Genomic DNA, 25,132 nt, shown 5'->3' with positions numbered 1-25,132 from the left:
TCAGATACTTTCCGCGAAGAAAGGTTCGAGTTTTTTAAAGACGGCGAGCGACAAAATGAGGAGCAAGACGCTGACCACGCCGCTATAGCCAAGCCAGGGCAGCGACGGGCTCTGGTGCATAATCACGGTCGCGGAGATCCCTTCCAGCAAGGGAGAAACCGGATTGATAAGCAGCAGCGGCCCCCAGGTCCCGAAGAGTGAAGAGTCATAAAATACCGGCGTAAAAAAGATCGCGAAGGTCAGGAAGGCTTCGACGATGTACTTTACGTCGCGGAAAAAAAGACTGCCGGCGGAGGAAATGATGGCGAGCGCCGACGCCAACAAGACCAAGGGGGCGATGAGAAGCGGAAGCCAGAGCAAATGTACGCTCAATCCCGCGCCCGCGACGATCAGGAGCAAGGTGACGACCGCCGTCGCGACGAGGAAATCGAACAACTGCGACAAGACCGCGGCCAGCGGAAAAATCAAACGCGGCAGATAAATCTTGGTCACAAGGTTTACGTTGGCGACCATGCTGTTCGTGCCGAAGCGCAGCGCCGAAACAAAGAAGGCCCACGGCACCGCCTTCACCGCGACGGAAGTCAGATCCAAGATGGAAAACGGCGTCCCGGAGACCACGGCCAACGCGTAGCGGACCATGAGACCGGCGCAAACGATGACGAGCGGCATGAAGATCGCCCAGAGCATTCCCATGATGGACTGCTTGTATTTCACCTGGATGTCGCGCCACGCCAGCATGTACAGCAGGTCGCGTCGGTCGAAAACTTCTCGTAGGGCGTGGATCATCGACGGCGTTGTCCCCGACGAAGGCCTCAGGTCGGCGGCGGCAGGCGCAGGCCCGATCACTAGCGCGCGGATACTCGACTTCGAAAAGACGCTTGCGGCGACCAGCGGAGCATTGCATCGAGCCGTCCGGCCGCAAGCAACGCTCTGATGTGTTTGATCCGTATGTAGCGCGAGTCGGCAAATTCCTCGACGGTCAATCCATGGTCGCGAAACGCCGCGTAAAGCTGCTCGATGCCGCGGCGGACGGTCCATTGCGGCTGAAACTCGGGCAGGGTTCGGGCGATCTTGTCGCAGTTGACGCGATAGCAGCGGAGATCGGGGCCGCCGCCCTCCGCGTACTTGACGCGGCAGCCCGGCACGATTTCCTCCACCATCGCCGCCACGTCGCGGATCTGGTAATTTTCCCGCGTCCGGCCGACGTTGAATGCTTGATTATGAACCCGCTCCCGCGGCGCCTCGAGAACCGCGATAAAAGCGCGCGCGATGTCCTCGACGTGGACAAGCGGGCGCCACGGCGTCCCATCGCTGGCGATGAGGACCTCGCCGGTCGTGTAAGCGTAGCCGACGAGGTTGTTGACGACGAGATCGGCGCGAAGTCGTGGCGAAACACCGTATGCCGTGGCGTTGCGAAGGAACGTCGGGCTGAAGCCATCGTCGGCGAGAGGAGAGACTTCTTGCTCGACGCGAACTTTTGATTCACCGTAAGCCGTCATGGGATTGAAGGAAGCGCCTTCGTCGAGCAGGCCGTCCCCCGCGGACAATCCATAGAGACTGCACGAAGAAGAAAAAATGAACCGTGGGACGCCGGCCGCCTTGGTCAGCTCGCCCAGTCGAACCGAGGCGCGATAGTTGATGCCGTACGTGCAATCAGGATTGAGATCGCTGAGAGGATCGTTCGAGAGCGCCGCGAGATGAATCACGGCGTCGAACCCTTTCAAGTCCGCGACCGTCACGTTGCGGAGGTCCTTGCGCAGCGCAGGCACTTCGGCCAGACCGTCATTGAAATCGCAACCGGCAAAGAAATCGGTATCGAGCCCGGTGACCTCGTGCTTGCCATCAAGCAGCATCGGGACCAGCACTGCACCGATGTATCCGGTGTGACCCGTGACCAAGACTTTCATCGAATCTCCATTTCTACGATCGCTTTTCGGCCGTAGAAGCCCTCCGCATAACCGCTGGAAGCGTTCGCTTCCATTCCCCTGAGCCTCAGAATCGAGGAAAACAATTCACGCGAAAACCACTGTTTCTCGCTCTGGCTCGGGAAAGAGCCGAGAATCGTGTCGATCTTACGACGGCAAATAGATTCGTCGAGCGGGACGAAGAGGTTGGGCGACCCAAAATCGCCGTCGTATTTCGGGATTTCATACTCGAGAATCAAATGGTCCCGGAAAGTGTTCCAGGTCAGTTCAGACACCAGGCGGTGGTCCTGGTGAAGATCGTGGCGATAGTGCGTCAAGATCAAATCCGGCGAGAACTCGGTCTTGAGCCGCTCGAAGTGCTCCTTGAGCTCGCCGCCGAGATAAGGGAGAAAACCGTCGCGCAACCCGTGGACGACTATCTTTCTGGCATCGACGTTGCCGAGAAAGGCTTCCGCGCTATTCAAAGCCTCGCGCTTGCGCGCCTCGTCCGAGCTGAACACGACCCAGCAGACCTCGAGCTTTCGCCCCGCTGCTGCGAGCTTCAGGACCGTGCCGCCGCAGCCGATCTCGATATCGTCGCAGTGGGCGCCGAGACACAGCAGACGGAGCGGGCCGTGCCCGCCGGCGCCGAGTTTCAGACCCAGCATGGCCCAGCGGCTACCGTCCCCCGCGGGCATGACCGCTCACCGCGCGCGGTCTCGGCTTGCTCTCCCGCGGCGCCGGCGGCGCCTGGCGGGATGGGTTCCAAACTTCCCAGGGCGCTTGGCCCCGAGCATACAGGTCGTCGAGCGTCTGCTTGTCCTTGAACGTATCCATCGCTGCCCAGAAGCCGTCGTATTTGTAAGCCAAGAGCTGCCCGCGCTCGACGAGCCTCTGAAAGGGTTCGTGCAGCAACTCTTCGCCGTCGGCGATGTAGTCGAAAATCTCTTTCCGAAAAACGAAATAACCGCCGTTGATTCTAATGTCCGAGTGGCTCACGTCTTTGATGGACTCGACGACGCCCTCGGCGCCGAGGGTGATAAAGTGACAGCTCAGATTCGGCTTGACGCAGAGGAAGCTCGCCACTTTCCGCTCACGCTTGAACTGATCGACCTGCTCGTCGAGCGGCAGATCGGTGAGCCCGTCGCTGTAGTTGGCAAGAAAAAATTCTTCCCCTTCGAGATACTTCTGCGCGGCCTTCAGACGCTGCCCGATGTTCGAAGTGGTGCCGGTGTCGGCGAAGGTGATCTTCCAATCGTCGATGTCGCTGTTGAAAAGGCGGAGGCTCTTGCCGCCCTGGGACAGAACAAAATCGTTGGAGATGCATTCGTTGTAGTTGAGAAAATAATTCTTGATGTAATCCGCGCCGAAGCCGAGGCAGAGAATGAAATCCTTGTGGCCGTAATGGGCGTAATATTTCATGACGTTCCAGAGTATCGGGCGGTAGCCGATGTTCACCATCGGCTTAGGAATCGTCTCGGAATACTCCCGCAAACGCATCCCCAGGCCGCCACAAAAGAGAACGACTTTCATTGCATATCCTCCGCCGGTTAGAGCAGAATTTTTTGAGATGGAGCCGGGAGCGCGTTATGGAACGGAGCGATGGCTCGCAACATCGCCGTGCCTGCGACCTATGTCGCCGGCGCGCGAGCCCCGCAACCGCTCTTCGAGCCAGCTCTCGTTGCGAAAGTGCCGGTACTGCTCGGCGCGGAGCTTGTCCGCCAGGCGTCCCGCCGGCAATTCCACGTCGTCGTAAGTGAGCGGCTGGTCTTTTGCGATGTCGCGTTTGAGCTTGCAGCCTTCCACCAGACCCTCGGGAAGATAACGCCGCGCGCTCATTTCGTCCGCGTTCACCGCCTCGCCGTAGGTCATATACATGCCGTACTCGTCGAGCACCTCGCCCGCCTTGAGGTCGCGCTTGGCGACGGCGCACACTTCGACCACCGGCCCGCCGAGCGGCGGGGCGATCTCGTCGCCGAACAACACGACGCGCGCGATCGCGTTCGGCATCTCGAAATGCACCAGGTGGTAGGGAGTCCAGAACGGATACAACGGTCCTTCGCCCATCTTGTAGAGATTGAGATAGTGGCGCTGCTTGGGATCGGGGTGCTCGGCCAAACAGAAAGCCTTGATGAGCGGCGGGCCGACCGTATAATCGACGATGCCGCCCAAAGCGCGCAGCTCGTCGATGTCGTAGAGCTTACGGACGTCCATGATGGAGCCGTCGTAGTTGAGGCCGCGGGACATCCCGCGCGACCTGACTTTGAAGCCGGTCGCGTTCGCCACAATCGACTGCTCGAAACTGATTTTGGAGCCGTCGGCGAACGAGGTCACCATCGCGGCGTTCTGCCCCCAGCGCTCGGCCCAACCCTGCTGGGTCGTCGGGTTCCGATACGGGTCCTGAAGTCCTTTCACGTTGACCACCGCGCGCGGAATTAAGCCAAGCCCTTTAACCCAGCGGACGAGATTCATTTGGAGCCCGGGCTCGTCGCCGTCGCATGCCGAGAGGATGACTTTATGCTTTTTCGCGTATACCCGCAGGATGGGGCCGATGGTGGAGTCCACCTCGGCGTTCACCAGCACCACCGGCTTGCCGAAGCGGAAGGCTTCGAGAATCACGTGCGCGCCGAATTCCACCGAGCCGGTCACGTCCACCACCACGTCGATCTCCGGCGACCGGCAGATCATGAACGGGTCTTCGGCGACGGTCGCGACGCCGCGGCGGACGGCATCGTCGAGCTCCTCCTGGATAACGGCGGATTTCACGTCGTCGCGTCCCGAGTAGCGATAGACGTGGAAGGCGCGCTCGGGACGCCGGTTATAGACCGCCGCCATGCGCATGCCGGGAACGCTGTTCTCGATCTGGTTCGTGAGGCCTTGTCCCATGAAACCGGCGCCGATCATACCGACGCGGATGGGCTTGCCCTGCTCTTCCCTGGCTTTCAGGGCGTTATCTACAATAATCATGACGTTCTCCCTTCCTGCTTAAGGCTCATTTTCCGCCTGATCTCCGGCGCGATCTCGGCGAGAAGCTGCCAACCGTCGTCCTTGGGCGAAATCTCGGTCACGGCTAGCGGCCATTTCAAGCCGAGCCGCGGATCGTCGTACTTAAGGCCGCCTTCCAAGCCAGGAGCGTAGAACTCGCCCACCTGATAGCTCGTATCCGTTCTGTCTTCTAGAACCTGATAGCCGTGCGCGAAACGCTCGGGCACGTAAAGCGCCCGATAGTTGTCGGCCGTAAGCTCGACCGCAACATGATCGAGATACGTCGGGCTCTCGGGGCGCAGATCCACGATGATGTCCAGGATGGCGCCGTAGGTGCACCGCACCAGCTTGGTCTCGGCGGCGGGCGGAAATTGAAAATGCATTCCGCGCATCGTGCCCTTTTTCTTGTTGAAGGCGACGTTCGCCTGGGCGATCAGCGGCTTGAGCCCGTGTTCGGCAAACTCACGCTGGCAGAAAGCGCGCGCGAAAAAGCCGCGGCCGTCTTCGAGGCGCTTCAGGTCGAGGATGAAGGCGCCCGGGAGCTTCGTCTCGGTGAAGATCATCGTTATGAGAGAGCCTGGTTCCGTATTATAGAGTGTAGACCTTAGTCAAGCAGGCTTATCGGCCCGAGATCACGATGATCCGCCCGGGATGTGCTCCAGCAGCACCGCGACAATGCGCTCAGCGGCCTGGCCGTCCCAAAGCGGCGGAGCAGCCAGCGCCGGAGGAGGGCATTTTAGAATCCGACCGGCTTCTTTGACGATCGTCGCGGGAGACGTGCCGATCACGCGATTCGTCCCTTGCATCACGGTCACGGGGCGCTCTGTATTGTTGCGCAGCGTGAGACAAGGAATGTTGAGGAAGGTGGTCTCTTCCTGAATTCCTCCCGAATCCGTCAGCACAATCCGTGCGCCGGAAACCAGGGACATGAAATCCAGATAGCCAAGCGGATCCAAGCAATATAACCCTCGACCCGTGACGCGCTCAAAGTCGAAACGAAGGCCTGGCAGTGAGCCGTTGAGGCTTTCGAGCCGTTTGCGAGTGCGGGGATGGACCGGAAAAATAATCGGCAGACGCTGGGCGACGTCCGCAAGCGCTTTCATCAACATCTGCAACGTCTCGCCTTCGTCCACGTTCGAAGGACGGTGCAGCGTGACCACCCCGTACTCGCCTCTCCTCAGGCCCAACTTCTCGTGCGCCGTCGAACATTCCCATAGATGGCGCGATTGCTGCAGGGAGTCGATCATGACGTTGCCGACAAAGAAAATCTTTTTTGCGTCGACGCCCTCGCGCAGCAGATTTTCTTTGCCGCTCTCTTCGGTGACGAAGAGATAATCCGAGAGAGCGTCGGTCACCATCCGATTGATCTCCTCAGGCATTGTCCGGTCAAAGCTGCGAAGTCCGGCCTCGACGTGCGCCAGCGGAATCTGGAGCTTTGCGGCGGTGAGCGCCGCGGCGACCGTTGAGTTGACGTCTCCCACGACTACCACAAGATCGGGGCGTTCCTTCTGTAAAATAGGCTCGATACGCTCCATCACTCTAGCCGTCTGTTGAGTGTGCGACCCCGAGCCGACATCGAGGCAGTAGTCCGGCACAGGAAGATCCAGCTCGCGGAAAAAGACATCGAAGAGCTGGGGGTCGTAGTGCTGCCCCGTATGAATCAAAAGAGATTGAATCGGCGGAGCGCTCCGCCGATTGAATCGCCGGATCGCCCAAACAATCGGAGCGATCTTCATGTAATTGGGCCGCGCCCCGCTTATTAAAATGATTTTCACGGTCTTATCCCTCGCGTTACTATTCCTACGGTATAAATCGCACGATGCTCGGCCCTAAACGCTTGCTCACGAACAAAGGCAAACGCTGCCAGACAGAAATGGCCCACTTGAATTTGGCGTTCGCAGGACTGAGATCCGGCAGCGGGCCGCCGTTCGGCATCCAGTAATGCCAATGGAGCGGAACCGGCTGCGCTCCCCATTGTTCCTTGAACCTGTAGGTGCCGCCGCCCGGGGTGGAGCGCCCGAAATCAAAAAGGCTAAAGCCTTGCTCGCAACCGTATTTGAGCGCCGAGCTGTAAAGCAGCATGTTTGGGGCCAGGCGGTTGAAGCGCCGGTCCGACGACGCCCATGGGATCTCCAATACTCGCCGAAAGGCGTATAAAAACCCGGCGGCAACGGGTTGATCTTTCAGGTAAACGACGCCGATCCGGGAACTGTCCGGAAAGGATTTCAAGATTTCTGAGAAAAAAGTCTTTCCGTAGACGGGCGTCCCGAGATCGCGCATGTTTCTCGAAAAGACATTATAAAAATCCTCCAGCACATCGTCTCTTCCAAGACGGAAAGACATTCCTTCTTTTTCCGCTCGCCGGATTTGGCTGCGTAGCTTCGCGGGGAATTTGCTCCAGAGCGCGTCGAACCCGTCGGGAAGCTGCAAACGCATGGAAACCTTATGCTGCTTGTCCGGCCATTGGAGACCAGAGGGCTGCTCGTGCCGGAGCTCGATGTGGTCGGCCGTAACGTTCTTCGCCAACTTTACAGCGCGCTCCAATAATGCGCTCCGGGAGGTGTCATCGTCCGCCAGGACGCCGCCGTAATTGACGAAGGGCAGGGAAACCAGGAAGCGACCAAACAGTCGGCTCGAAAGACAGACCAAAGGCAAAACCCCGCGAATCCGTCCTTGCCGATCCTTCGATGTCAGGTAGAAAGTGCGGTGTCCGAAGACTCTCTCGATGATGCGCCGCCATGTCATCAAGTGATAGCCGGTAGCTTGAGGATGTCCCATGACATACTCGTCCCACTCGGCGTGACTTGTTGACGTCTCTTCCACGAGGGTTTCACGCTGCATCGGTTTTCAACGTAGTCGCAGGTGCGCTCAAACTCGTCGCATAGACCTCTCGGATCGGGGCAAACGAGAAGTTCGCCAGTAGCCTCCTGAGCTTTCCCTCCATTCGAGCCAAATTCGTATAGTGACGAAAGCGGCTTATCCAACCGGCTTGTATCCGCGGCTGATCCAGATCGATTTCCCACGGGTGAAAGTAAACGATGGCCGGCTGTCCTTCCTGTCGGTTCAGGTAGAGTAAAGCGAGATGGGTCATCGCATAGGGCAAAAGCCTGAAGTATCCGCCGCCGGCGACCGGAATGTTGAGCCCCGCGATTCGGAGCGTCGAAAGAGGAACTTCAGCGATGGGTAGATGTCCGTTCCCGTTTAAGACATGAAAAAACCGTTCGTGACCCGGTATCCCATATCGATCATGGCGTATGGGGAAGATACTCGAATCGTACTGAAACCCTTCCTCCGCCAAAATATCAAGCGCCCAGAGGCTTTCCGCAGTAATCGAATAGCTCGCGGCTCGGTACCCGATAATGGATTGACCGATGATATCCTCGACCACTTTTTTGGCGTGCCGCGTTTCCTCGCGGAATTGTGCCTGGGTCTGGGTGTAGATAAGCCGATGGGCGTAGCCATGTGAGGCAATCTCATGGCCGCGTTTTGAGATGACCTGAACCAGAGCCGGATTATGTTCAGCAACCCACCCTAAAACAAAAAAAGTGGCCTTTGCATGAAATTTGTCCAGGAGATCGAGGATGCGATATGTATTTCTTTCGACGCGGCTCTCGCGGCGGCTCCAATCTTCAAACCGAACCACGCTCTCGAATGCCGACACTTGATAATAATCCTCTACATCGACGCTCAGCGCATTTAACATGGCACCTCCGCACCTTGAGTCTCAAGGAGAAAGAAAGACTGCACGTGTATCGGGTTAAGGGAAGGGAGCGATATCATGTGAAGGGAATAACGCTGCGCAAGCGCAGAGAGGTTAGAGCATTGCGAAGGCCTGTTATCAGGCGTCAACGCTTGGAGGGTTCGGGAATTTTAGAAAGCTCCCGTCATCGGATGGGCGGTGTTTACAATACGACTATCGGGAACCGTGCCTGAGAAGAACGGTCTTGAGAGTCTCGAAAATGATTTGCAGGTCAAACAACGCAGAAATATTCTTTATATAATAGAGATCGTAGTGTAGTTTCTCGATCGCGTCCTCTTCGCTGTCCCCGTAGGGATAGCAAATTTGCGCCCAACCGCTGAGACCGGGTTTCACTGAAAAACGAAGATGATAGTAGTGTATTTTTTCTTTAAGTTTGGAAACGAAAAAGGGTCGCTCCGGTCTTGGCCCGACAAAGCTCATCTCGCCTTTCAACACGTTGACCATCTGAGGAATCTCATCGATTCTCAGTTTACGAAGGATTTTCCCCACGCGAGTGATCCGCGGGTCGCTTTTCGCCGCCCAAACCGGGCCGGTCCCGGTTTCAGCGTCATTCAACATCGAGCGGAATTTGTACAGCATGAATGGCCGCTCGTACTGCCCGACCCTTTCCTGAGAATAAATAGCCGGGCCCTTGGAATCTAACTTGATTGCGATCGCCGCCAGCAAAGCGATGGGAGCTGAGAGAATAAGGCCGATGATCGAGACTACGACATCGACGGCTCTCTTACTGGATAAAATCCATCGATTGCGCCGAAATCCCTCCGAAAGAACGATCCATCCGGGTTGGAGATCGGTGATGGGAATCTTCCCCATGACGCGCTCGTAGAACCGGTGGCAGTCCTCGACCGGTATGCCGCGCAGACGCAGCATAACCAGATCCTGCGCCGGAAAATCGGCACAGCTCTCCGGACCCTCCACCAGGATTCTGTCCACTCTATTGCTCTCCACCACCTGGATCGTGGAATGACGAGGAAAGACGGGCAAACTGACTCGAGTCGGATTACCGTAGGAGAGGACCACTTGCCCCGCTTGATGCCCAATGAAACCAACGACCTCCATGGCCAGATGCTTCCGACGGTGCAACTCCTCAGCCACGATTTTTCCAATCGCTTGAGTGCCGACGATAAGTACCTTGCCGCAAATTCGACGCTTCTTGAGAAGCCTCGTAAACTCGACACGCCAGGCAAAAAGGCCGACCCCGATCAGGAGCATGGTCGTGAGCGAAATATCTCGCAAATCCGGCCTTCTTATGACCTGACTCAGGCCGCCTATAATAAGACAGGTAACGCCGAATCCGCTTACGAGGCGAACGCCCCACTCCTTTTCAGGCAGGGTTGAATCGATCGAATAAAGATCCGCATAATAGAAAACAATGATGACCAAGAACCCTACAATTCCTCCTTGTAACAGGTATGCAGACCAGTGGACCGCAGGGCGGATTTCAGCGAAATCCACCACAAACCGGGCGACCGCCGCGATAACTACTGCCAGGATGAGGTCAACCAAAGGCAGGAGTAAATGGTGGCCGGAATAATAACGGTTGAACAGTCTCATCGGTATGGATCTACTTAGACGGTTTCTTGGTAATAATAGTACTTGGAAGTCATGCCTAGTTCCGCGCCGTTCAGGACGATTCCCATGATTTTATCGGACTTGAGGATTTCCATGGCTTCCGATAGACAATCCCGTGGAGTCTTGCCGGCGCGGACGACCAGGATGACTCCATCCACTTGTCGAGCCATAACCAACGGATCTGGGGTTGAGAGGACCGGCGGGCCATCGATAATGATCTGATGGTCAGGGAACTTTCGGCGAATCTCATCCATCATAATTCTCATCTTCTCAGTCGCCAAAAGCTCCGCGGCCAGACCGGAAAATTTCCCGGCCGGAAGAACCTGGAGGTTAGGAAGGAAGCTTTCTTGAACGTAATTTAAGACGTTCTCGTTTGAGGTCGAAGTCAAATAATCCGTAATCCCGGGACTGCGCTGCATGCCGAAATACTGATGAATTTGAGGATTACGCAGGTCACAATCCATAAGCAAAACTCGCTCTCCGGAATCCAGCGCTACAACGGTGGCGAGATTCGCCGCTACCATCGACTTGCCGTCGCGTTTGATGGGACTCGTCACATAGAGGCAGCGAACGCCCGTCTCCAGCCGCAGCCTCCTTACTTGCTCACGCAGGATTTTGTACTGATCGGCCGCTGGCGATTCTTTCTCTAAGGCAACGAGGGGGAAATTCTTGTAGCTGCGCAGGTCTCGCCCAAATAGAACTTCCTCCGCTCGTTCCCGCCACGATCCCGGAGAGGTAACAACATCCCGGTCCTTGCCGTTGCGCCCAGGCTCGAAACTCCCTTTATTAGAGATCACCGGCTCGCGCAACGCCTGCCGATCCCCAAACCTTGGGATAGTTACGGCCTTTTCCTTGCTTGCCTTTTCCAAGGCTTCGAAGACTCTGCTCATAACAACACCTCCCGGCGATTTGCGCCGATTTCGCTAAAAACATTTCTCCCTGCAGATTTCCCGTGCGGTATTGCGCGACACACCATAAAGATAGCAACCTAAAAAAATAACGGACTTAAAAAATGAATAGAGACAATTCCGACGACCAAGCCTAATCCGGAGACAAAGACTAAAATTCTCTGAGAGCGCCTTTGCTCCAAAATGCTGCCCCTGCTGCTGACGGCTGGAATGGTCGCCAGCAGGGGGACATCTGAATACTCTCTGAGTTCTTCAGCTCGTTTAAACGAGGTGTCGAGATTGTCTTGGAGAAAGACCAATCCAAAAGCCCCGGCCAACCCGGCCCCAAAAGCGACCAGAATAATTAATAAGCGATTCGGCGCCGCCGGCGCTTGGGGCAAATTGGCCTTATCGACGACCTGGAATTGTTCCCCCTTCTGCTTTTTTTCCATATTCTCGGAAAGCTGCGACTCATGCGATTTGCCTTGCAGTTCCTGGTATTTCTTTAGGGTACTGTCGTAGCCACGACTAATTTTAGCGACTTCTATCGCTCGCATGGGCGTGTTATCGATTCGAGCCTGATAAGACGCAATCTGTTTCCTCAAGACATCATTGGCGGCCTCTGTAGTGTTTATTTCCAAGTTCAAGTCTTCGATCTGTTTGAGGAGCATTTGCTGCACCGGGTTTCGCACCAAAGGTGTTGCAACGGATCCTTTCGTCTGAGACTGATTTTTCGCTTCTGCCTCCAGCGATTGAATCTCATTCTTCAGGCGAACAACGTCCGGATGCTTCTCGCTATACCGCGTAAGAAGATCCTCCAATTGCAGCTTGCGATCCTCAACCGTCCGCCATCCAGAAACGCCCTGTTGTCCTTCTGCACTGTTAAACCGACCGACGCCGGAAACCATATATTGCGATTCCGTCAGTTGCTTTGCCAGGCTCGCTTTTCTTTCGTGAAGAGTTGACAGACGGAGCGTATTGCCCTGGAGTTGCGCTCGAAGCTGTTCACTGGTCCTGAGATTGGCATCAAGCTGCTCGGGAAGCTCGAACCGATGTTGCGCCTTGAACAGATTCACCGCGGCCTCTTCTCTTTCCAAATCCTTGCGCAGTCTATCCAACTCCATATTGAGAAAGGTCGTGGTTCCGGTTGCCAACTGTTCCCTCTTCTCCAAATTCTCGTTCACAAAAAGCGAACCGAGCCGGTCGGCCACTCGCTTCGCTATCTCGGGGACCGCATGGTCAAAGGAAATTGCAAAGGTATCGTTGCGCCGGACTTCGATCTGAATATTTCTCCGCAATTTCGCAATCCGGCTATCGATTCCCGTCAACGTCGGGTAGAGATTAAGTTCCTCGACGACCTGCTGCAGGCGGGTTCTGCCGAGAATCGCCTCGGAAGTCGCGCGAATGCGCTGGTCAATGGTAGCCGTCACCGGCGAATGTACGTAAAAAGCAGGGAGCTGCTGCGGAGTAAGCAGGATCACAGAGCTCGACCGGTAAATATCAGGAAGGCTGAGTGCCAGATAGGCGCCCAGGGAGAAGACCACGAGGAACACGGTAATGATCTTCTCTTTCTTTAGATAGAAAAGGTTGGCCAAATTTTTAATATCGAAAGCAGGCGACGACACCATAAAACACCTCCAAAAGTCTTGCTTGAGCTCGCTTCATTGAAAGCTATCTTGCTTCACGGTACGATGACACGGTCGCCGGGCCTGAGCAGGATATCCTGTTTGAGATCGCCCTGGACGATGGCATCATAGTCGACGATATACTCGGTGACTTTGTCCCCTGCCCGGCGTACCAATTTAATGTTGTGCCGATCGGCAAAAATCGTCAGACCGCCGGCCCGGGTAAGCATTTGTAGAACCGTGTCATTCCCCGTCGCCGGATAGGCTCCCGGCTTTGTAACTTCGCCGATCAAAAATATCTCGCTCGATGATATGTTCCCGACGCGAATGCTCACAAAGGGGCTTGTCACAAACTGCCGGTATTTATCCTCCAGCACTTTCCTCAACTGACCCGTCGTCATTCCGGCCGCCTGGACCTCGTTGACAAGCGGAAGAGTGATGAATCCGTCCGGACGAACTTTGACCGGACCAGAAAGAACCGGTTCTTTCCAGACGACGATATCCAGCGAATCGCCGGGACCGATGACGTAAAACTCATCCGCCGGCTTTGCCGGATCCGGAGTTCCGGCGGGCAGTTGAACTTGATGGACGCGAAGTTCCTTTGTTCCGCATGATGCGAGAAAGAATATCCCCAATAGAAAGAACAGCCACTTTTTCATAGTCCCTCCTTGTCCGCTCAAGTTTTTATAAAGACCTATACCCAGGAACACAATGGGGCACGGCATGCCGCTGACGCATTTTCCTTTGACGTGCCCGGCGGCAAGACAACGTTCAGGTCTATTACTCCTCTGAGGGCGGACGGGAGATCTTAATTTCGCACGATTACGGAGAAAGCTACGCTGACAAGGCGGATCAGGGCGGCGGTCCGGGAGATTGCGGCTGAGGCGGTTCCGGGGGTGCGGGTTCCGGAGCTGGCGGCGTGGCGAAGGGGGGGAGTCCGGGCTGGAGCAGAAATTCACGCATGGGCGCTGTCGACAATCCAACATTGGGCCAGACATCGAAATGCGCCGTCAAAGCTAGAAGGACACTGTTGCCCGCCACTCTGCCTCTGTTTAACGATTCGGTCGAGTTATCGGAATCCCGCCAACGGTGGCTATATGTGAAAGTCGAAGAAAGCCACGTCGTGATCCAATATTGAAGCCCGCTACTAGCGCGAAAAACATTTATATCGGTGTCTGACCCATTAATTATAGAATAGTCAAGGCGCAAGATGCCCTTCAGTTGTTGGGTCAGGCGAATTTCGAAGCCGCTGAAAAAAGTTGTTGTTTGGGCGACGCCGGAGGAAAGCCCGAAATTGCTCCCAAGACCAGTGCGAGCCCCTGCCTGAAAAACAGCCGTCCGCCAAAGTTTGATGATAGTGGCACTTGAATTGTTCACAATTTTAGGGCCTGTGCCTCCCGTGTTTAAACCCAGCCCCGTCGACAGCGAGAGTGTCAAGGTGGGGCTCAACCGAATCTGTAGGGCACTCAAATAATCGTCCCCCAAGTCGAAACTATGGATGACGACACTGTCTGAGTTATTGCCACTGCGAGAAAAGTGCGTAACGGTATAACCCACATGCAGGTTATGGTTGCCCCATGCATAAACACCTCGGACGCCTATAGAATTACCAATTTCATTCCCCACCGCATCGAGATCCGTATAAGTCAGCCCATATCTTCCAATAAGAGTAAATCTCGGCCTCATCAGGTATGCACCGTGAACTAAAAAATTGTTTTGGAAGACCTTGCCTCGATTGAGCAGACCGGTTAAATCCTGGTTATCGGAAAGAGTCGGAGGGGAGCCAGGTGGAGGAACAGAAGTTGGCGTGGTCGGAGTCTGACCCTCCGCTCCCAAACCTGTTCGCGTGACGCCCCCGCGGGACATGGCATCCCCCACAAGGAAAGTGAGTCTTGGAGAGTACTGGTAGTTAAATAGAGCATTAAAATTAATATTGTCGCCGAAATTGTTCAGATCGCTGTGATGCGCATAGAGCTGTCCGGACGGACTGAGGTTGGCAATTAATGTTGGGTTGATTTGGCCAGGAGGTGAATACAGGACCGTAAAGGTCGGAACAATTGCGGTGATAAAGTCCGACTCATTCTTGCGGCCGGGACTATTGGAAAAAAAAATGTTATCGTTGTATTCTTCTGACGCGGTCAAAGAAAATCTGCCGGCCCAACCCGCCGTCGCTTCCCCGACTGAAAAAAAAGATAAGAAACATAACAGGCAACTGACCCACCCAAGAAAAAACCTGCCCGCACTGAGTCGGAACGTCACGGCCATCGTTATACGCTAGCATACTCGAATATTCTTTTGCAACAATGACTCACAGCAGTTTCAACCGCAATCGCTTCAGGGATTCTCTTTATAGGCCGAGCTGTCGGTCACCGCAATCCACCGACTGGCTGTTGCGACCTCCCAGGCACGGTAGGCGTCTTCCAAGCTCTTCAATCCGCGAATCTCAACCCGATGGACCATTAAATTATCGAAAACTTTCCGCGGTGTGATAGCAACTGCGTATCCTTTAAGACGCACAGCCTGACTCAATTTTGCCGCCTCCTGGGCATTAAAGAATGAATCGAGAATAAGATGATGGCTACCATCCGATTGTCGGCGCAGCAGAGTCTCTCGCGTGAGAGGAGGAAGCGAGAGCTGCTGTCCCGCAAAAACCCAGTTAAGATCTTCGATACGTGGGTTATACTCTTTGAGAAGGTCCATGCCTAGCACCATTCTGTCGGCGCCGTAAATCTGACCGGCAATTCGGCTGATTGTATTGCCGCGTTGAATCACAACAGACCGGTCCCTCCGCTCATCCGAAATGCCCGCCATTCCCTCTGTGGATTGAACGGAGTAGCCGACCGATGAGCGTTGCGCTTTCTGTTGACCCTGGGCTTCATTGTTTGAAGACGCGGCCGCTTCGACCGGCCTGGCCGATGCCAGTGCGGTTTCGCTAGCGACTGGAGATTTCCCATCCTCGGCACCTTCCATCGAATTCCCTGAAGTCTCCAGCCGGACGGTAGTTTGGATTTTTGCCGGCTTCCATGGACTGAACACAACATCCGAGAACCACGCGTAGAAGTCCGGCTGGAAAAACACCCCTCCGATTAAGAAGGCGAGAAGAATTGATGCCGCAAAACTTCCAACCAAAACTGGCTTGATATTCCGTAAACGGCGGACCGCTGGTTCTTCTCCCGCATTGGATCGTTTCTTATCTTCATTCTTTCCATCTTTTGTGATTGTCTTGGCCGCAAAAGAACCGCCATCGCCAACGCGCCGGTCCATATCATCCAGCTGGAGATCACCGGCTGCCTCTCGGATCATGTCGCCGGATATTTTTTTTGCCGATGTAGCATATCCAATGAGCAACGCGTTGTCACATATAATATTGATCAGCCGCGGAATGCCTTTGGAATAGGAGGCTACCTCCCGGACGGCGTCTGCCGTGAAAAGATCGTCCCCTTCGAAACCTGCCATTCTCAGACGGTAGTTGATAAACGGACCGACTTCGCGGTCCTTAAGGCGGTCCAGCCGGCAGTGAAGCGCCACGCGTTGCTTAACCTGGCGCAGTTGCGTCTGCGAGAGCTTGGCATCGAGCTCAGTTTGCCCGACCAACACGATCTGCAAGAGCTTTTCGCTCGAGGTTTCCAAATTGGACAATAGCCGGAGATTTTCCAAAACATCGTCGGTCAGATTCTGCGCCTCATCTACCAACAAAACGACGGTCCCGCCCCTTCGAGACTGGGCGATCAAGAACTCGTTAAGCGCCTGGATTTTTTGAAGCCGCCCCGAGCCTATTACCGGGAGACTCAGTTCGTCACAAGCGAAGCTAATCAACTCTTCGAAGCCGAGTGTCGTGTTGTAAAAAAATATTATTTTAACGTTCTCCTCAGGACCGTTCATTAATTTCCTAAGAAGCGTCGTTTTTCCGGTTCCGACCTCTCCGGTAAGAACGATAAATCCTTTTCGCTCCCGTACTCCGTACAGAAGGATGGCATAAGCCTCCTGATAGGTCGGATTGCTGTAAAAGTACTTCGGGTTAGGAGTAACGTTGAAAGGTGTTTCTCGAAAACCGAAGTAATCGTTATACATGTCGGCGGTTGTGGTATTTTTACGGAACTAGAGGGCACGGAGATGGAATGGGGAGACTGAGTAGCTATTATTTAGGCAGGAGATACGCGTTTATTGTCCGGCGGACATAGCTCCGCCGTCTAAGGTTCTAGCCTCACTGAAGATGCCTCTTAGAAAAGCCAAATCCTCAGGCGTGAGCCTGAGGATTACATGAACCCAAATCAAACCGGGCCGATTTGGACGGCTGAGCAACCCAACCACAGTTTATCAACTGGAGAGGCACCTCAACTTTAATTTGGCGGCTTAACAATTTCATCAGAATTTTCACACGCCCCTTGGCACAAGGCGGTTCCTGGATAATTCCGACCAGTCCCTCAAACGGTCCACCGGTTATCTGCACTTCTTGGCCTTTCCTTAGGTCCGAGCGTGCGGGTATGATTCCGTCAGGTGTTCCCTCTTGTTTTAGAAACGCAATGACACTCTCGTCAAGAGGCGCGGGCGCCCCATTGAAGCTCACGATGCGCTTCACACCAGGCGTCCAAAGAATACAATGATATTGTTCCGGCGTGTAGATCCGCGTAAATAGATAACTAGGGAACAAGGGCATGATTCGTTTGCGCTTTTTCAAAGACTCCGGAAAAAGAAGCTTAGGAAGAAAAACCTCGACACCTCTGAGTTTTAAGCAAAATTCGGCGAACTCTTCTTTCTGTGGCTTGGAGTACACGGCATACCACTTCTTTGCCTCGAGAACCGACATAGAAATTCACCCTACACCCGTAAACTGAATTGTAGGCGTTTTACGCAATATAAATGCCAAGCAAATAACAGAACTGATATGCCACAACTACTTAAAAATACAAACAATTATGTCGTTCAAAAGTTTCTATATCTCGGCGGACTGTACAAGAATCGGGCACAAATGCCATTGTTTGGTCTAATCCCCTAGGGGCTTCGTCCTTATTCGATCCAGGATATTCAGGGCATTCTCGCCTGATCGGGTAAATCCTCCGCACGAGTCAACTACCGAAAAGTTTTGAATTTCTTGTAAAATTTTGGCTGTCCGATCAAATTGAGGTTCGGTCGGTTAAGCCTTATTTCTATAAGCGTCAGGCAGTAGATGCTTTGCGGTCTTGATGATGTGCCTTTGAAACGGCGCCGAATCCCTCGATGATCTTCTCGCAACTCTCTCCTTCGTTAGGCACTGTAGAAAAGTCCTCCATCCGTAGTTCCGGCGAAAAGTGCACAGCCACCGATCCATCAATCCATTGAAAAAGCTTCGATGTTTCCCCGCAGTGCTAAGGCAGCCCCCGGTCAAAACATCCCAGCTTTTACCCGCATCCCTGCTGCGTGCGATGCGCGCGGCGGCCGTGTGCAACTTTCTCCAAACGCCCGGACCGGTCTTAGCACCGGCGACAAACAAAAGGTTCCCGTGAAGCGGATGTAAAGGAGCGGATCGAGGTATCCGATCCGAAAATCTATTGGCGTTAGGTTCATCCAGGTCTCGCCGCCATTGTGACTGGCGCAAACGCCAGCGATGTCCGTCGGTCCGCAGTTGGTAGTCGGCATGACGAGATAGACTTTTCCTGGATCGGAAGAAAGCACTGAGACGCGGTGCGCGTCGGGATTTAGCCCTAAACCGGTTTTCCAGTTTCGGCCGCCGCCTTCGCTCTTTAGAAATTCTCCTACTTCGACCGCGAAGACAAGATCGCAGGTGGATTTCTCTTCGGCAGACTCCCTTTTTCGCGACTCAACCTTAGCGTTTTTGATCGCCGAAAATGTCCCGTATCGCAGAGCCTATCGCGTCGGTGATTTTGCCCGCGCTCTCCACTCCCTCTCGACCAAGCGTCCCGATTCCTGTCGCCATTCCCTTAACCGTAACGCCCAACTGCTCCGCCATACCGGTCGCAACGCGGTTAGCGAGCGATTCGTTTAGCGAAAAATTTGGATGGCTGATGTCACCGTGGAGAGTAAAGTCCACGTCGATCGCGCCTTGGTGGTCCTTGAGAAAGCCGACGACCGCGTTTCTCGGCAGCCCCATGAAAATTTTCATATAGCCGCGCGGTGGCGCGAATCCGAGATCCCTGATGACTGCCCTCCCCTTTCCATCCAGTCTGCTGTTCCGGACTTCGGATCGGACGTTCAGATCCAAAGTCCCTCGATCGACGCGCGCTTCTCCTTTTTTGACAAGATAGGGTTGTAGGCTTACGAGATCGACGGCGTCGACACCCCCTTGCACGACTATTCGGAAAATCGTGACCGCACGCTCGTTCCGTCGATCTTTTCGCTCGCCAGTCCCTAAAAGACTTGGGAGCAGGATCAGCTTCCCCGGAGCGCGCACAAGTGAAAGGTAGGGTTGCTCGACGGTGACGGACGAGATCTGAACTTGTTGCGTCAAAAGACTTGCAAGACTCGGCACGATCGTCACGCGCTCGGCGTAAAGCGTCCGCCTCACCGGCCAATCTTTCGGCCCTGCGATCTCGATCCCTCTGAGCTCGACCGAATTCCAGCCGACGTTCAGTTCCGCAACTTTGCTTCCTGACCCGAGAGCTGCCACGACTTTGTCTTTCAGCGTTCGCACCGCCATACGAAAGCCGACGACCGTACCGGCCGCAAAGAGAAAAATCACCGCGCAGATAATAATGCCCCAACGTTTCATGGAAAATCTCGAAGCGCTATTGTGACAATGGTCGAGACGCTCTGCAAGCCGAACGATGTCCAAAATCCGCAGGTTGATCCGAATAACTGTAGGTGAATGCCTTCAAACCAGGTGGCGCGAAAATAATCGACCGTTCACACATCTTCTTGAAAACGACGCTCTTGTCGTCAACGACAAACTGGCACAGGGCTTGCGCTTGTTACTATTCAGATTTGTCGAACGAAAGGAGATCGCCTCAGAAAACAAAAACTTACAATTGATCAAACCCGGGCATGCACATGCTGCCTCAGGGTAGCCCACGAAGAGGGTAGCCGGAAATGTTTTCGGTTACCCTCTTCGTGTTTTCTTCCGGGAATTGCAATTTGAGCCTGGCCTCTTGTAAGCTCGATTGCGTCGGCTTTCGATAAAAAATCCATGGATGTATCGTTCCGATGAGATCAAACAAGGTTTGCTATGGCGCGCGTGTCTTTGATTGACGAGAAGGTTCATCCCGAGCTGTCCGAACTGATCGCCAAGCTCCGTGGCGCGCGCAGCGGCCGGCTCTTGAATATCTACCGTATGATGCTGCACAGCCCGGAGCCGGCACGCTGCTGGTTCGAGCTGAATCAGGCCGTCCGTTATCGGACGGAGATCGACGGCCAGAGCTGCGAGCTGGCGATCCTACGCGTTGCGATATTAAACGGCGTCAATTACATTCTACGCGCGCACGGTCCGGCCTACGCTCTGAAGGAAGGAATCACCGAGGCGCAGGTCGATGCACTGGCGAATTGGCGCGAATCGCAACTGTTCAGTGCTCCGCAGCGGGCGCTACTGGCTTACGTCGATGCGATGACGCGCGATATCGACGTGCCTGACACCGTCTTCGCCGAAGTAAGAAACCATTACAGCGAGCGGCAGACCGTGGAGCTCACGATGCTGATCGGCGCCTATAACATGCTCTCGCGGGTGTTGAAGGCGCTGAAGATCGATCCGGAAACGGACTAGTCGAGCGCATCGATGGCCAAGTCGCCGCGATCCATCATCGTCGTCGAAGACGATCCTTTTCTTCGCCTGATCCAGGTCATTCTCGACCCAAAGACACCCGCCGCGCGCACGGCGGCGTTCGCCGACTTCGTCGCTCACGATCTGCCAGACTTCCATGGCTGGCGTGAAGACCTGCGCGCCCGTATCGGCGGCCTCTACCCTGCGGAAGTTCGGCTCGTCACGGATGAAGCCATGCTCGGCGCCAATCTGAGCGGCGCCCAAGTCGTCGTCGTAGAAGCGTTCAAGATCGGCGCGGAAGAGATCGCTGCGGCGGGAGGTTCGCTCAAGATCGTGCAGAAATACGGTACTGTCACTTCGTCGATCGATCTCGCCGCGTGCGAGCGCGCGAGCGTCCGTGTGCTGACGGTAAGGCGGCGGGCGAATATCGCCACGGCGGAGCATGCTCTGGCCTTTTTGCTCGCGCTGGCGCGCAAGCTCAATCAGACCGGCGGTCTCATCACCGTGGAGCAGCTAAGCGCCGCGGGCTTTTCGCCCACGCATTACGACACGACGCACACCGCAAATGGCAACTGGGCGCGCGTCCGCGGTCTCTGGACCCTGTTCGGCCGACAGCTCGGCATCGTTGGCCTGGGCGAAATCGGCCGCGAGCTGGCGCTCCGCGCCGCGGCTCTCGGCATGCGCATCGTCTATACGCAACGCCATCGATTGGCGCCAGAGGAGGAGCGGCGCTATCACGCGGCCTATTCTTCGCTGGATGAACTTCTCGCGGCCTCGGACTGCGTGAGCCTCCATCTGCCGGGAGGCGCCGCGACGCGCGGCACCATCGGCCGCCGCGAGCTTGAAACCATCAAACCCGGCGCGCTGCTCGTCAACGTCTCGCAACCCCAAATCATCAATCGAGCCGCGCTCATCGACGCGCTCGCGTCGGGGCGGCTAGGCGGCTTCGCCCTCGACGTGCCGTACGAGGAGCCGGGCCGGGCCAACGACCCCTTGCTCGGCTTTCGCAACGTGATCGTCACGCCGCATCTCGGCGCTTCTCCGCGCTTCAACTCGCTCGATGATTTTGAGGAGCTGCTGCTCAATCTTGCACGGGCGCTGGGCTAATAGCGGGATGAGAGTCAACTCTCTTTTGATCCTCGCTTGCATCGCGGCCAGCCTTTGGGCCTGGCAGCAGCCGCCGTCGTTCGCCGAACAGAATCTTGTCTTCAGCTCCAGCAATCTGATGCACGGCAGGCTGTGGACCCTGCCCGTGGCGTTGTTCATTCACGGAAGCCCGCTGCACCTGTTCGGCAACATGCTCTTTCTATTTGTCTTCGGCGGCACGTTGGAGAAAACCGTCGGGCGGTGGAAGCATCTCATGGTTTTTTTTACCGGTGGGGTCGCGGGCTTCGCGCTCAGCCTGCCGTTCATGCCGCGGGGCGCCGGGATGCTCGGCGCCTCGGCCGCGATCTTCACCGTCGCCGCCTGCGTGATGCTCGTGCGCCCGCTCAAATTCTCCTGGCTCTTCCTCGCGCCGCAGGGCTTGGTGGCGATCATCTACTTCGTCTACAACGTCGTCGTGGTCTACGATCCCAGCCGGGTCCCTGGCTACGATCCCCAGGTGGCCTACGTCGCGCACATCATCGGCTTTCTCGTCGGAATTCCTTTCGGCATCGCCTCTAGCCCTCAGTGGAAAAAGAATCTTCTCATTACCCTGGCGCTCTTCGGAATTTATCTGGCGATTGTCTCCGGCGCGTTGAGCGCTCTATTTCAATCACTGGCCACACAAATGCGATGAATCTATTCTTTGTCGAACTTTCTACGGCGTGATCTGCACGATCGAGGCGCCGATGCCATCAATGGAAGTCTTGCCGTCGGCCGCGAGGTTGTCGCGCCGCGGCGTGTCGAAGTTGTTGACGTAGGCCGTGTTGCCGACAAAAACGACAGACGTGGGAAATTCCAGCGGGCCCTTGCTGCCGTTCTTGGCGATGTCCTCGACTTTTCCGTCGAGCGTGACCATGACGACGGCGTTGCGCTCGTTGGCCGCGACCCAAAGTCTGCCGCTCGGATCGAAGGCCGGTCCGTCGGCGCCTTCCAACAACGGGCTCTGCGCCACGAGCGCCGGCGTGCCGGCTTTTCCGTCCGCGCCCACGGCAATTTTCCAGATCGCGCCCCGCGCCGTATCCGCAACGTAAAGGATTTCTCCTTTGGCATCGAAGACGAGGCCGTTGGCCGGAATCGCCTGCTGTGTTCTCCCATCCGGCAGCGTCCGGGTATGAAGCTCGATCTGCGCCCAATTTTCGGCGGCGCCGCCCGCGGGCCCGATGCGATAGATTTTTCCATTCCGGCCTCCCGAGACGTAGAGCACGCCGCGTCTGTCGAAGGCGATGCCGTTCGCGCCTTCGGTGCCGGTAGCAAAAGTTTCGGCGACACCGGGCTTGTCGGGATTGAGATCGGCTTTCTTGATGCGGAGAATTTCGCGGAACGCGCCGCTGGTAAGAAAAAGATCGCCTTGTTGGTTGAAAACCAGTCCCGAACTGTCGGCTCTGACTTTTTTGCCACCGATCTCGCGCGCCTCGATTCGGCCGACGACAACCAGCTTGGGATTTTTAGGGTCGATCCGAATGACGTTGCCGCTGACGCGGTCGCAAACATAGAGCAGCCCTTGCTGATCGGCGGTGACGGTCTCCACGATAACGGTTTGCTCGGCGCTATTGGGATCGAGATCGACCAGGACCGATACTTTGGCCGCTTCGGCGTCAAGCGCGACGCCGAGCCAAGCCAGGAGCGCAGTCAATAACAGTAAAATCCTCATCATTTTTCCCCTCCCTCTTTTCTATTGCCCCTCTAGTTGTGGCCGCAAAATAAGGCAACTATCCAACGGGCGTCAAGGACAAAGATGTAAGGATAAACACGCGAAAGAAGGAAAAACGCCACAGGCGCCGGCGAAATGCCGAAAGTTGTCCACCATAACTTGTCTCAATCTGTCTTTTTTTTCCAACGCAGTTCCTCCTTACGCTAGAGCGCTGGCTGGCATCTGCCCGGCATGCGGCTTGCTGTCCTGTTACCGCCAGAGGGGGACATGGTTCACAGTTTTTTTCGTCTTTCACTTTTATTGGCAGCCATTGCCCTGTGGTTCGGGACGTGTACTCCCGCCCAAGCGATCGATAGCATCCCCGGCGGGCCGTTACCCGATTCCCTGCCGCTTTTCCCCGCCGACAACTGGTGGAACCGCGACATCAGCAGTTGGCCGGTCGATCCCAACTCGGCAGGCTACATTGCATTCATCAACAACGGCGTCACGCGTCGGCTTCATCCCGATCTCGGCGGCGACGCTTCGACGGCGCAAGATCCTAACGCCATCTATGGCATGCCCTACGCCGTCGTGTCGGGAGTAACGCCCTCGTACCTGGTCGCCGTGGATTTTCTGTATTCCGACGAGAGCGACGGCGTCGATCACGCAACCGACATGAGCTTTCCTTTTTATCCGATTCCCCCCGAGGCTGCGTTCGAGCCATATTGGATCGAAGGCGGCGATCCGGGCAACGTTGATCGGCGCGGCAGCCAGGACCGGCACCTGCTCATCGTAGACGCCGACCGCAACTATCTCTACGAGCTTTTCAACGTCTATTACAATCCGACGGAGAATCAATGGTACGCCGGCTCAGGCGCCTTCTTCGACATGAACACCAACGACCGGAGGCCCGACACCTGGACTTCGGCCGACGCCGCCGGCCTGGCGGTCCTGCCGGGACTGATCCGGTACGACGAAGTTTACGATCCGGGCATCGCCGAAATCGGCCACGCGTTTCGCGTCACCGTGCGCCGCACCAACGGCTACGTATATCCCGCGTCCCACCGCGCGGGATCGACCTCGGGCGCGTTGCCCATGGGCGCGCGCCTGAGGTTGAAGGCGAGCGTGGACGTGACCCAGCGAACGAGCGACCCAAACGTGCAGAAAATATTTCGCGCCATGCAGAGGCACGGCCTCATCGTCGCGGACAACGGCTCGGACATGTACATAACCGGAACCTACGACACGCGTTGGGACAACTCTGTCTTGAATCCTGCGTTCGCTGCGCTTACGGCAAGCGACTTCGAAGTGATTCAGTTAGGCTACAATGCTCCCGCTGAAACCGCGGCGGCGCTTAAAGCCGTAAGCATAAGCCCGTCGGGCGTAACGGGCGGGCAGACGGCGAGCGGCATGGTCGTTTTGACCGCGGCGGCGCCCGCGGGAGGAATCATGATCGATCTTTCAGTTGACGATCCGGCGATCACCGTGCCAGCGACGGTCACGGTTGCGGCCGGCGCGACATCGGCGAATTTCACCGTGAATAGCTCGCCGGTTGGCGCGGCGACGACCGCGACGATCACGGGTAGTTATGACGGGACCGGCAAAACCGCAGCGCTTGCGGTCATGCCTCCCGTGCTATCGTCTCTCAATTTAAATCCGACGACGGTCCCTGGCGGCACGACTTCGACCGGCACGGTGCGGTTCAACGCCAATGCACCATTCGGCGGAATCGTAATAACGATTTCGAGCAGCAGACCGAAACGCGGGGTCGTGCCGCCGACTGTCACGATTCCGGCTGGAGGAAATTCCGCAACCTTCCCCATTAATACGACCGCAGGGCCAAAAGTTTTAGCGACGATCTCCGCGTCCTACAACGGTACAACCAAAAAAGCGACGCTGACGGTTCAGAGAAAAACATCGTAAGCGTATTTCTCAG

At 55.9% G+C, this 25,132-nt stretch carries 22 protein-coding genes; 4 read left to right on the top strand and 18 right to left on the bottom strand.

Annotated elements, in window-relative coordinates; all coding sequences use genetic code 11:
- From VGL70_09050 to VGL70_08970, 17 genes are all read right to left on the bottom strand, one after another.
- Window positions 1–786 carry an ABC transporter permease gene (locus VGL70_09050; protein HEY3303665.1) on the bottom strand — a complete coding sequence of 262 codons (786 nt, stop codon included), beginning with the start codon at window positions 784–786 and terminating at the stop codon, window positions 1–3.
- A gap of 59 nt (window positions 787–845) precedes the next feature.
- On the bottom strand, window positions 846–1,907 hold the full coding sequence (locus VGL70_09045) for an NAD(P)-dependent oxidoreductase (protein ID HEY3303664.1): 1,062 nt from the start codon (window positions 1,905–1,907) through the stop codon (window positions 846–848).
- Complete coding sequence (locus VGL70_09040) at window positions 1,904–2,602, bottom strand: PIG-L deacetylase family protein (protein ID HEY3303663.1); 699 nt, start codon at window positions 2,600–2,602, stop codon at window positions 1,904–1,906. The genes VGL70_09045 and VGL70_09040 overlap by 4 nt, the downstream gene beginning before the upstream one ends.
- Window positions 2,583–3,437, bottom strand: coding sequence for a sugar phosphate nucleotidyltransferase (locus VGL70_09035; GenBank protein HEY3303662.1), 855 nt, complete (start codon window positions 3,435–3,437; stop codon window positions 2,583–2,585). Before VGL70_09035 ends, VGL70_09040 begins: the two co-directional genes overlap by 20 nt.
- A 54-nt stretch (window positions 3,438–3,491) precedes the next feature.
- Complete coding sequence (locus VGL70_09030) at window positions 3,492–4,871, bottom strand: SAF domain-containing protein (GenBank protein HEY3303661.1); 1,380 nt, start codon at window positions 4,869–4,871, stop codon at window positions 3,492–3,494.
- Window positions 4,868–5,452, bottom strand: a complete 585-nt coding sequence (gene rfbC, locus VGL70_09025) for a dTDP-4-dehydrorhamnose 3,5-epimerase (GenBank protein ID HEY3303660.1) — start codon at window positions 5,450–5,452, stop codon at window positions 4,868–4,870. Before rfbC ends, VGL70_09030 begins: the two co-directional genes overlap by 4 nt.
- A 69-nt stretch (window positions 5,453–5,521) precedes the next feature.
- Complete coding sequence (gene wecB / locus VGL70_09020; protein HEY3303659.1) at window positions 5,522–6,664, bottom strand: UDP-N-acetylglucosamine 2-epimerase (non-hydrolyzing); 1,143 nt, start codon at window positions 6,662–6,664, stop codon at window positions 5,522–5,524.
- Window positions 6,665–6,689: 25 nt separating this feature from the next.
- Window positions 6,690–7,730 carry a FemAB family XrtA/PEP-CTERM system-associated protein gene (locus VGL70_09015; GenBank protein ID HEY3303658.1) on the bottom strand — a complete coding sequence of 347 codons (1,041 nt, stop codon included), beginning with the start codon at window positions 7,728–7,730 and terminating at the stop codon, window positions 6,690–6,692.
- Window positions 7,720–8,592, bottom strand: a complete 873-nt coding sequence (locus tag VGL70_09010; GenBank protein ID HEY3303657.1) for an XrtA system polysaccharide deacetylase — start codon at window positions 8,590–8,592, stop codon at window positions 7,720–7,722. Before VGL70_09010 ends, VGL70_09015 begins: the two co-directional genes overlap by 11 nt.
- A gap of 210 nt (window positions 8,593–8,802) precedes the next feature.
- Window positions 8,803–10,203, bottom strand: a complete 1,401-nt coding sequence (locus VGL70_09005; protein ID HEY3303656.1) for a TIGR03013 family XrtA/PEP-CTERM system glycosyltransferase — start codon at window positions 10,201–10,203, stop codon at window positions 8,803–8,805.
- Between the two features lie 14 nt (window positions 10,204–10,217).
- Window positions 10,218–11,111 (bottom strand): CpsD/CapB family tyrosine-protein kinase, encoded by an 894-nt coding sequence (locus tag VGL70_09000; GenBank protein HEY3303655.1) that lies wholly within the window; start codon window positions 11,109–11,111, stop codon window positions 10,218–10,220.
- Window positions 11,112–11,209: 98 nt separating this feature from the next.
- Entirely contained in the window at window positions 11,210–12,736 is a 1,527-nt protein-coding gene (locus VGL70_08995) for a GNVR domain-containing protein (GenBank protein HEY3303654.1), read from the bottom strand.
- A gap of 53 nt (window positions 12,737–12,789) precedes the next feature.
- On the bottom strand, window positions 12,790–13,392 hold the full coding sequence (locus VGL70_08990) for a polysaccharide biosynthesis/export family protein (GenBank protein HEY3303653.1): 603 nt from the start codon (window positions 13,390–13,392) through the stop codon (window positions 12,790–12,792).
- A 193-nt stretch (window positions 13,393–13,585) separates the two neighbouring features.
- A complete protein-coding gene (locus VGL70_08985; GenBank protein ID HEY3303652.1) occupies window positions 13,586–14,998 on the bottom strand; it encodes a hypothetical protein in 1,413 nt (470 codons plus the stop codon).
- A gap of 69 nt (window positions 14,999–15,067) precedes the next feature.
- Window positions 15,068–16,804, bottom strand: coding sequence for an AAA family ATPase (locus VGL70_08980; GenBank protein HEY3303651.1), 1,737 nt, complete (start codon window positions 16,802–16,804; stop codon window positions 15,068–15,070).
- 166 nt (window positions 16,805–16,970) lie between these two features.
- Window positions 16,971–17,540: a transcription termination/antitermination NusG family protein gene (locus VGL70_08975; GenBank protein ID HEY3303650.1), complete on the bottom strand. Its 570-nt coding sequence runs from the start codon at window positions 17,538–17,540 to the stop codon at window positions 16,971–16,973.
- 996 nt (window positions 17,541–18,536) lie between these two features.
- Window positions 18,537–19,439, bottom strand: coding sequence for a DUF748 domain-containing protein (locus VGL70_08970; protein HEY3303649.1), 903 nt, complete (start codon window positions 19,437–19,439; stop codon window positions 18,537–18,539).
- Window positions 19,440–19,892: 453 nt separating this feature from the next.
- Between VGL70_08970 and VGL70_08965 the strand changes: the two genes are divergently transcribed.
- Genes VGL70_08965 through VGL70_08955 form a run of 3 tightly spaced genes read left to right on the top strand, consistent with a single transcriptional unit; the run spans window position 19,893 to window position 22,200 of the window.
- Window positions 19,893–20,423: a carboxymuconolactone decarboxylase family protein gene (locus VGL70_08965; protein ID HEY3303648.1), complete on the top strand. Its 531-nt coding sequence runs from the start codon at window positions 19,893–19,895 to the stop codon at window positions 20,421–20,423.
- A 12-nt stretch (window positions 20,424–20,435) separates the two neighbouring features.
- Window positions 20,436–21,527, top strand: coding sequence for an NAD(P)-dependent oxidoreductase (locus tag VGL70_08960; protein ID HEY3303647.1), 1,092 nt, complete (start codon window positions 20,436–20,438; stop codon window positions 21,525–21,527).
- 7 nt (window positions 21,528–21,534) lie between these two features.
- A complete protein-coding gene (locus VGL70_08955) occupies window positions 21,535–22,200 on the top strand; it encodes a rhomboid family intramembrane serine protease (protein HEY3303646.1) in 666 nt (221 codons plus the stop codon).
- A 21-nt stretch (window positions 22,201–22,221) separates the two neighbouring features.
- Here VGL70_08955 and VGL70_08950 read toward each other — a convergent pair whose 3' ends face one another.
- Window positions 22,222–23,220, bottom strand: a complete 999-nt coding sequence (locus VGL70_08950) for an SMP-30/gluconolactonase/LRE family protein (protein HEY3303645.1) — start codon at window positions 23,218–23,220, stop codon at window positions 22,222–22,224.
- A gap of 264 nt (window positions 23,221–23,484) precedes the next feature.
- Between VGL70_08950 and VGL70_08945 the strand changes: the two genes are divergently transcribed.
- The gene (locus tag VGL70_08945; protein ID HEY3303644.1) at window positions 23,485–25,119 is read left to right on the top strand and encodes a hypothetical protein; all 1,635 of its coding nucleotides are present in this window, start codon (window positions 23,485–23,487) and stop codon (window positions 25,117–25,119) included.
- Window positions 25,120–25,132 lie beyond the last annotated feature (13 nt).

This window comes from Candidatus Binatia bacterium, from assembly GCA_036504975.1.
In the GTDB taxonomy this organism is placed as follows: domain Bacteria; phylum Desulfobacterota; class Binatia; order UBA9968; family UBA9968; genus JAJPJQ01.
Note: the sequence above shows the minus strand (reverse complement) of the source record. Positions and strands in the feature narration are given on the sequence as shown.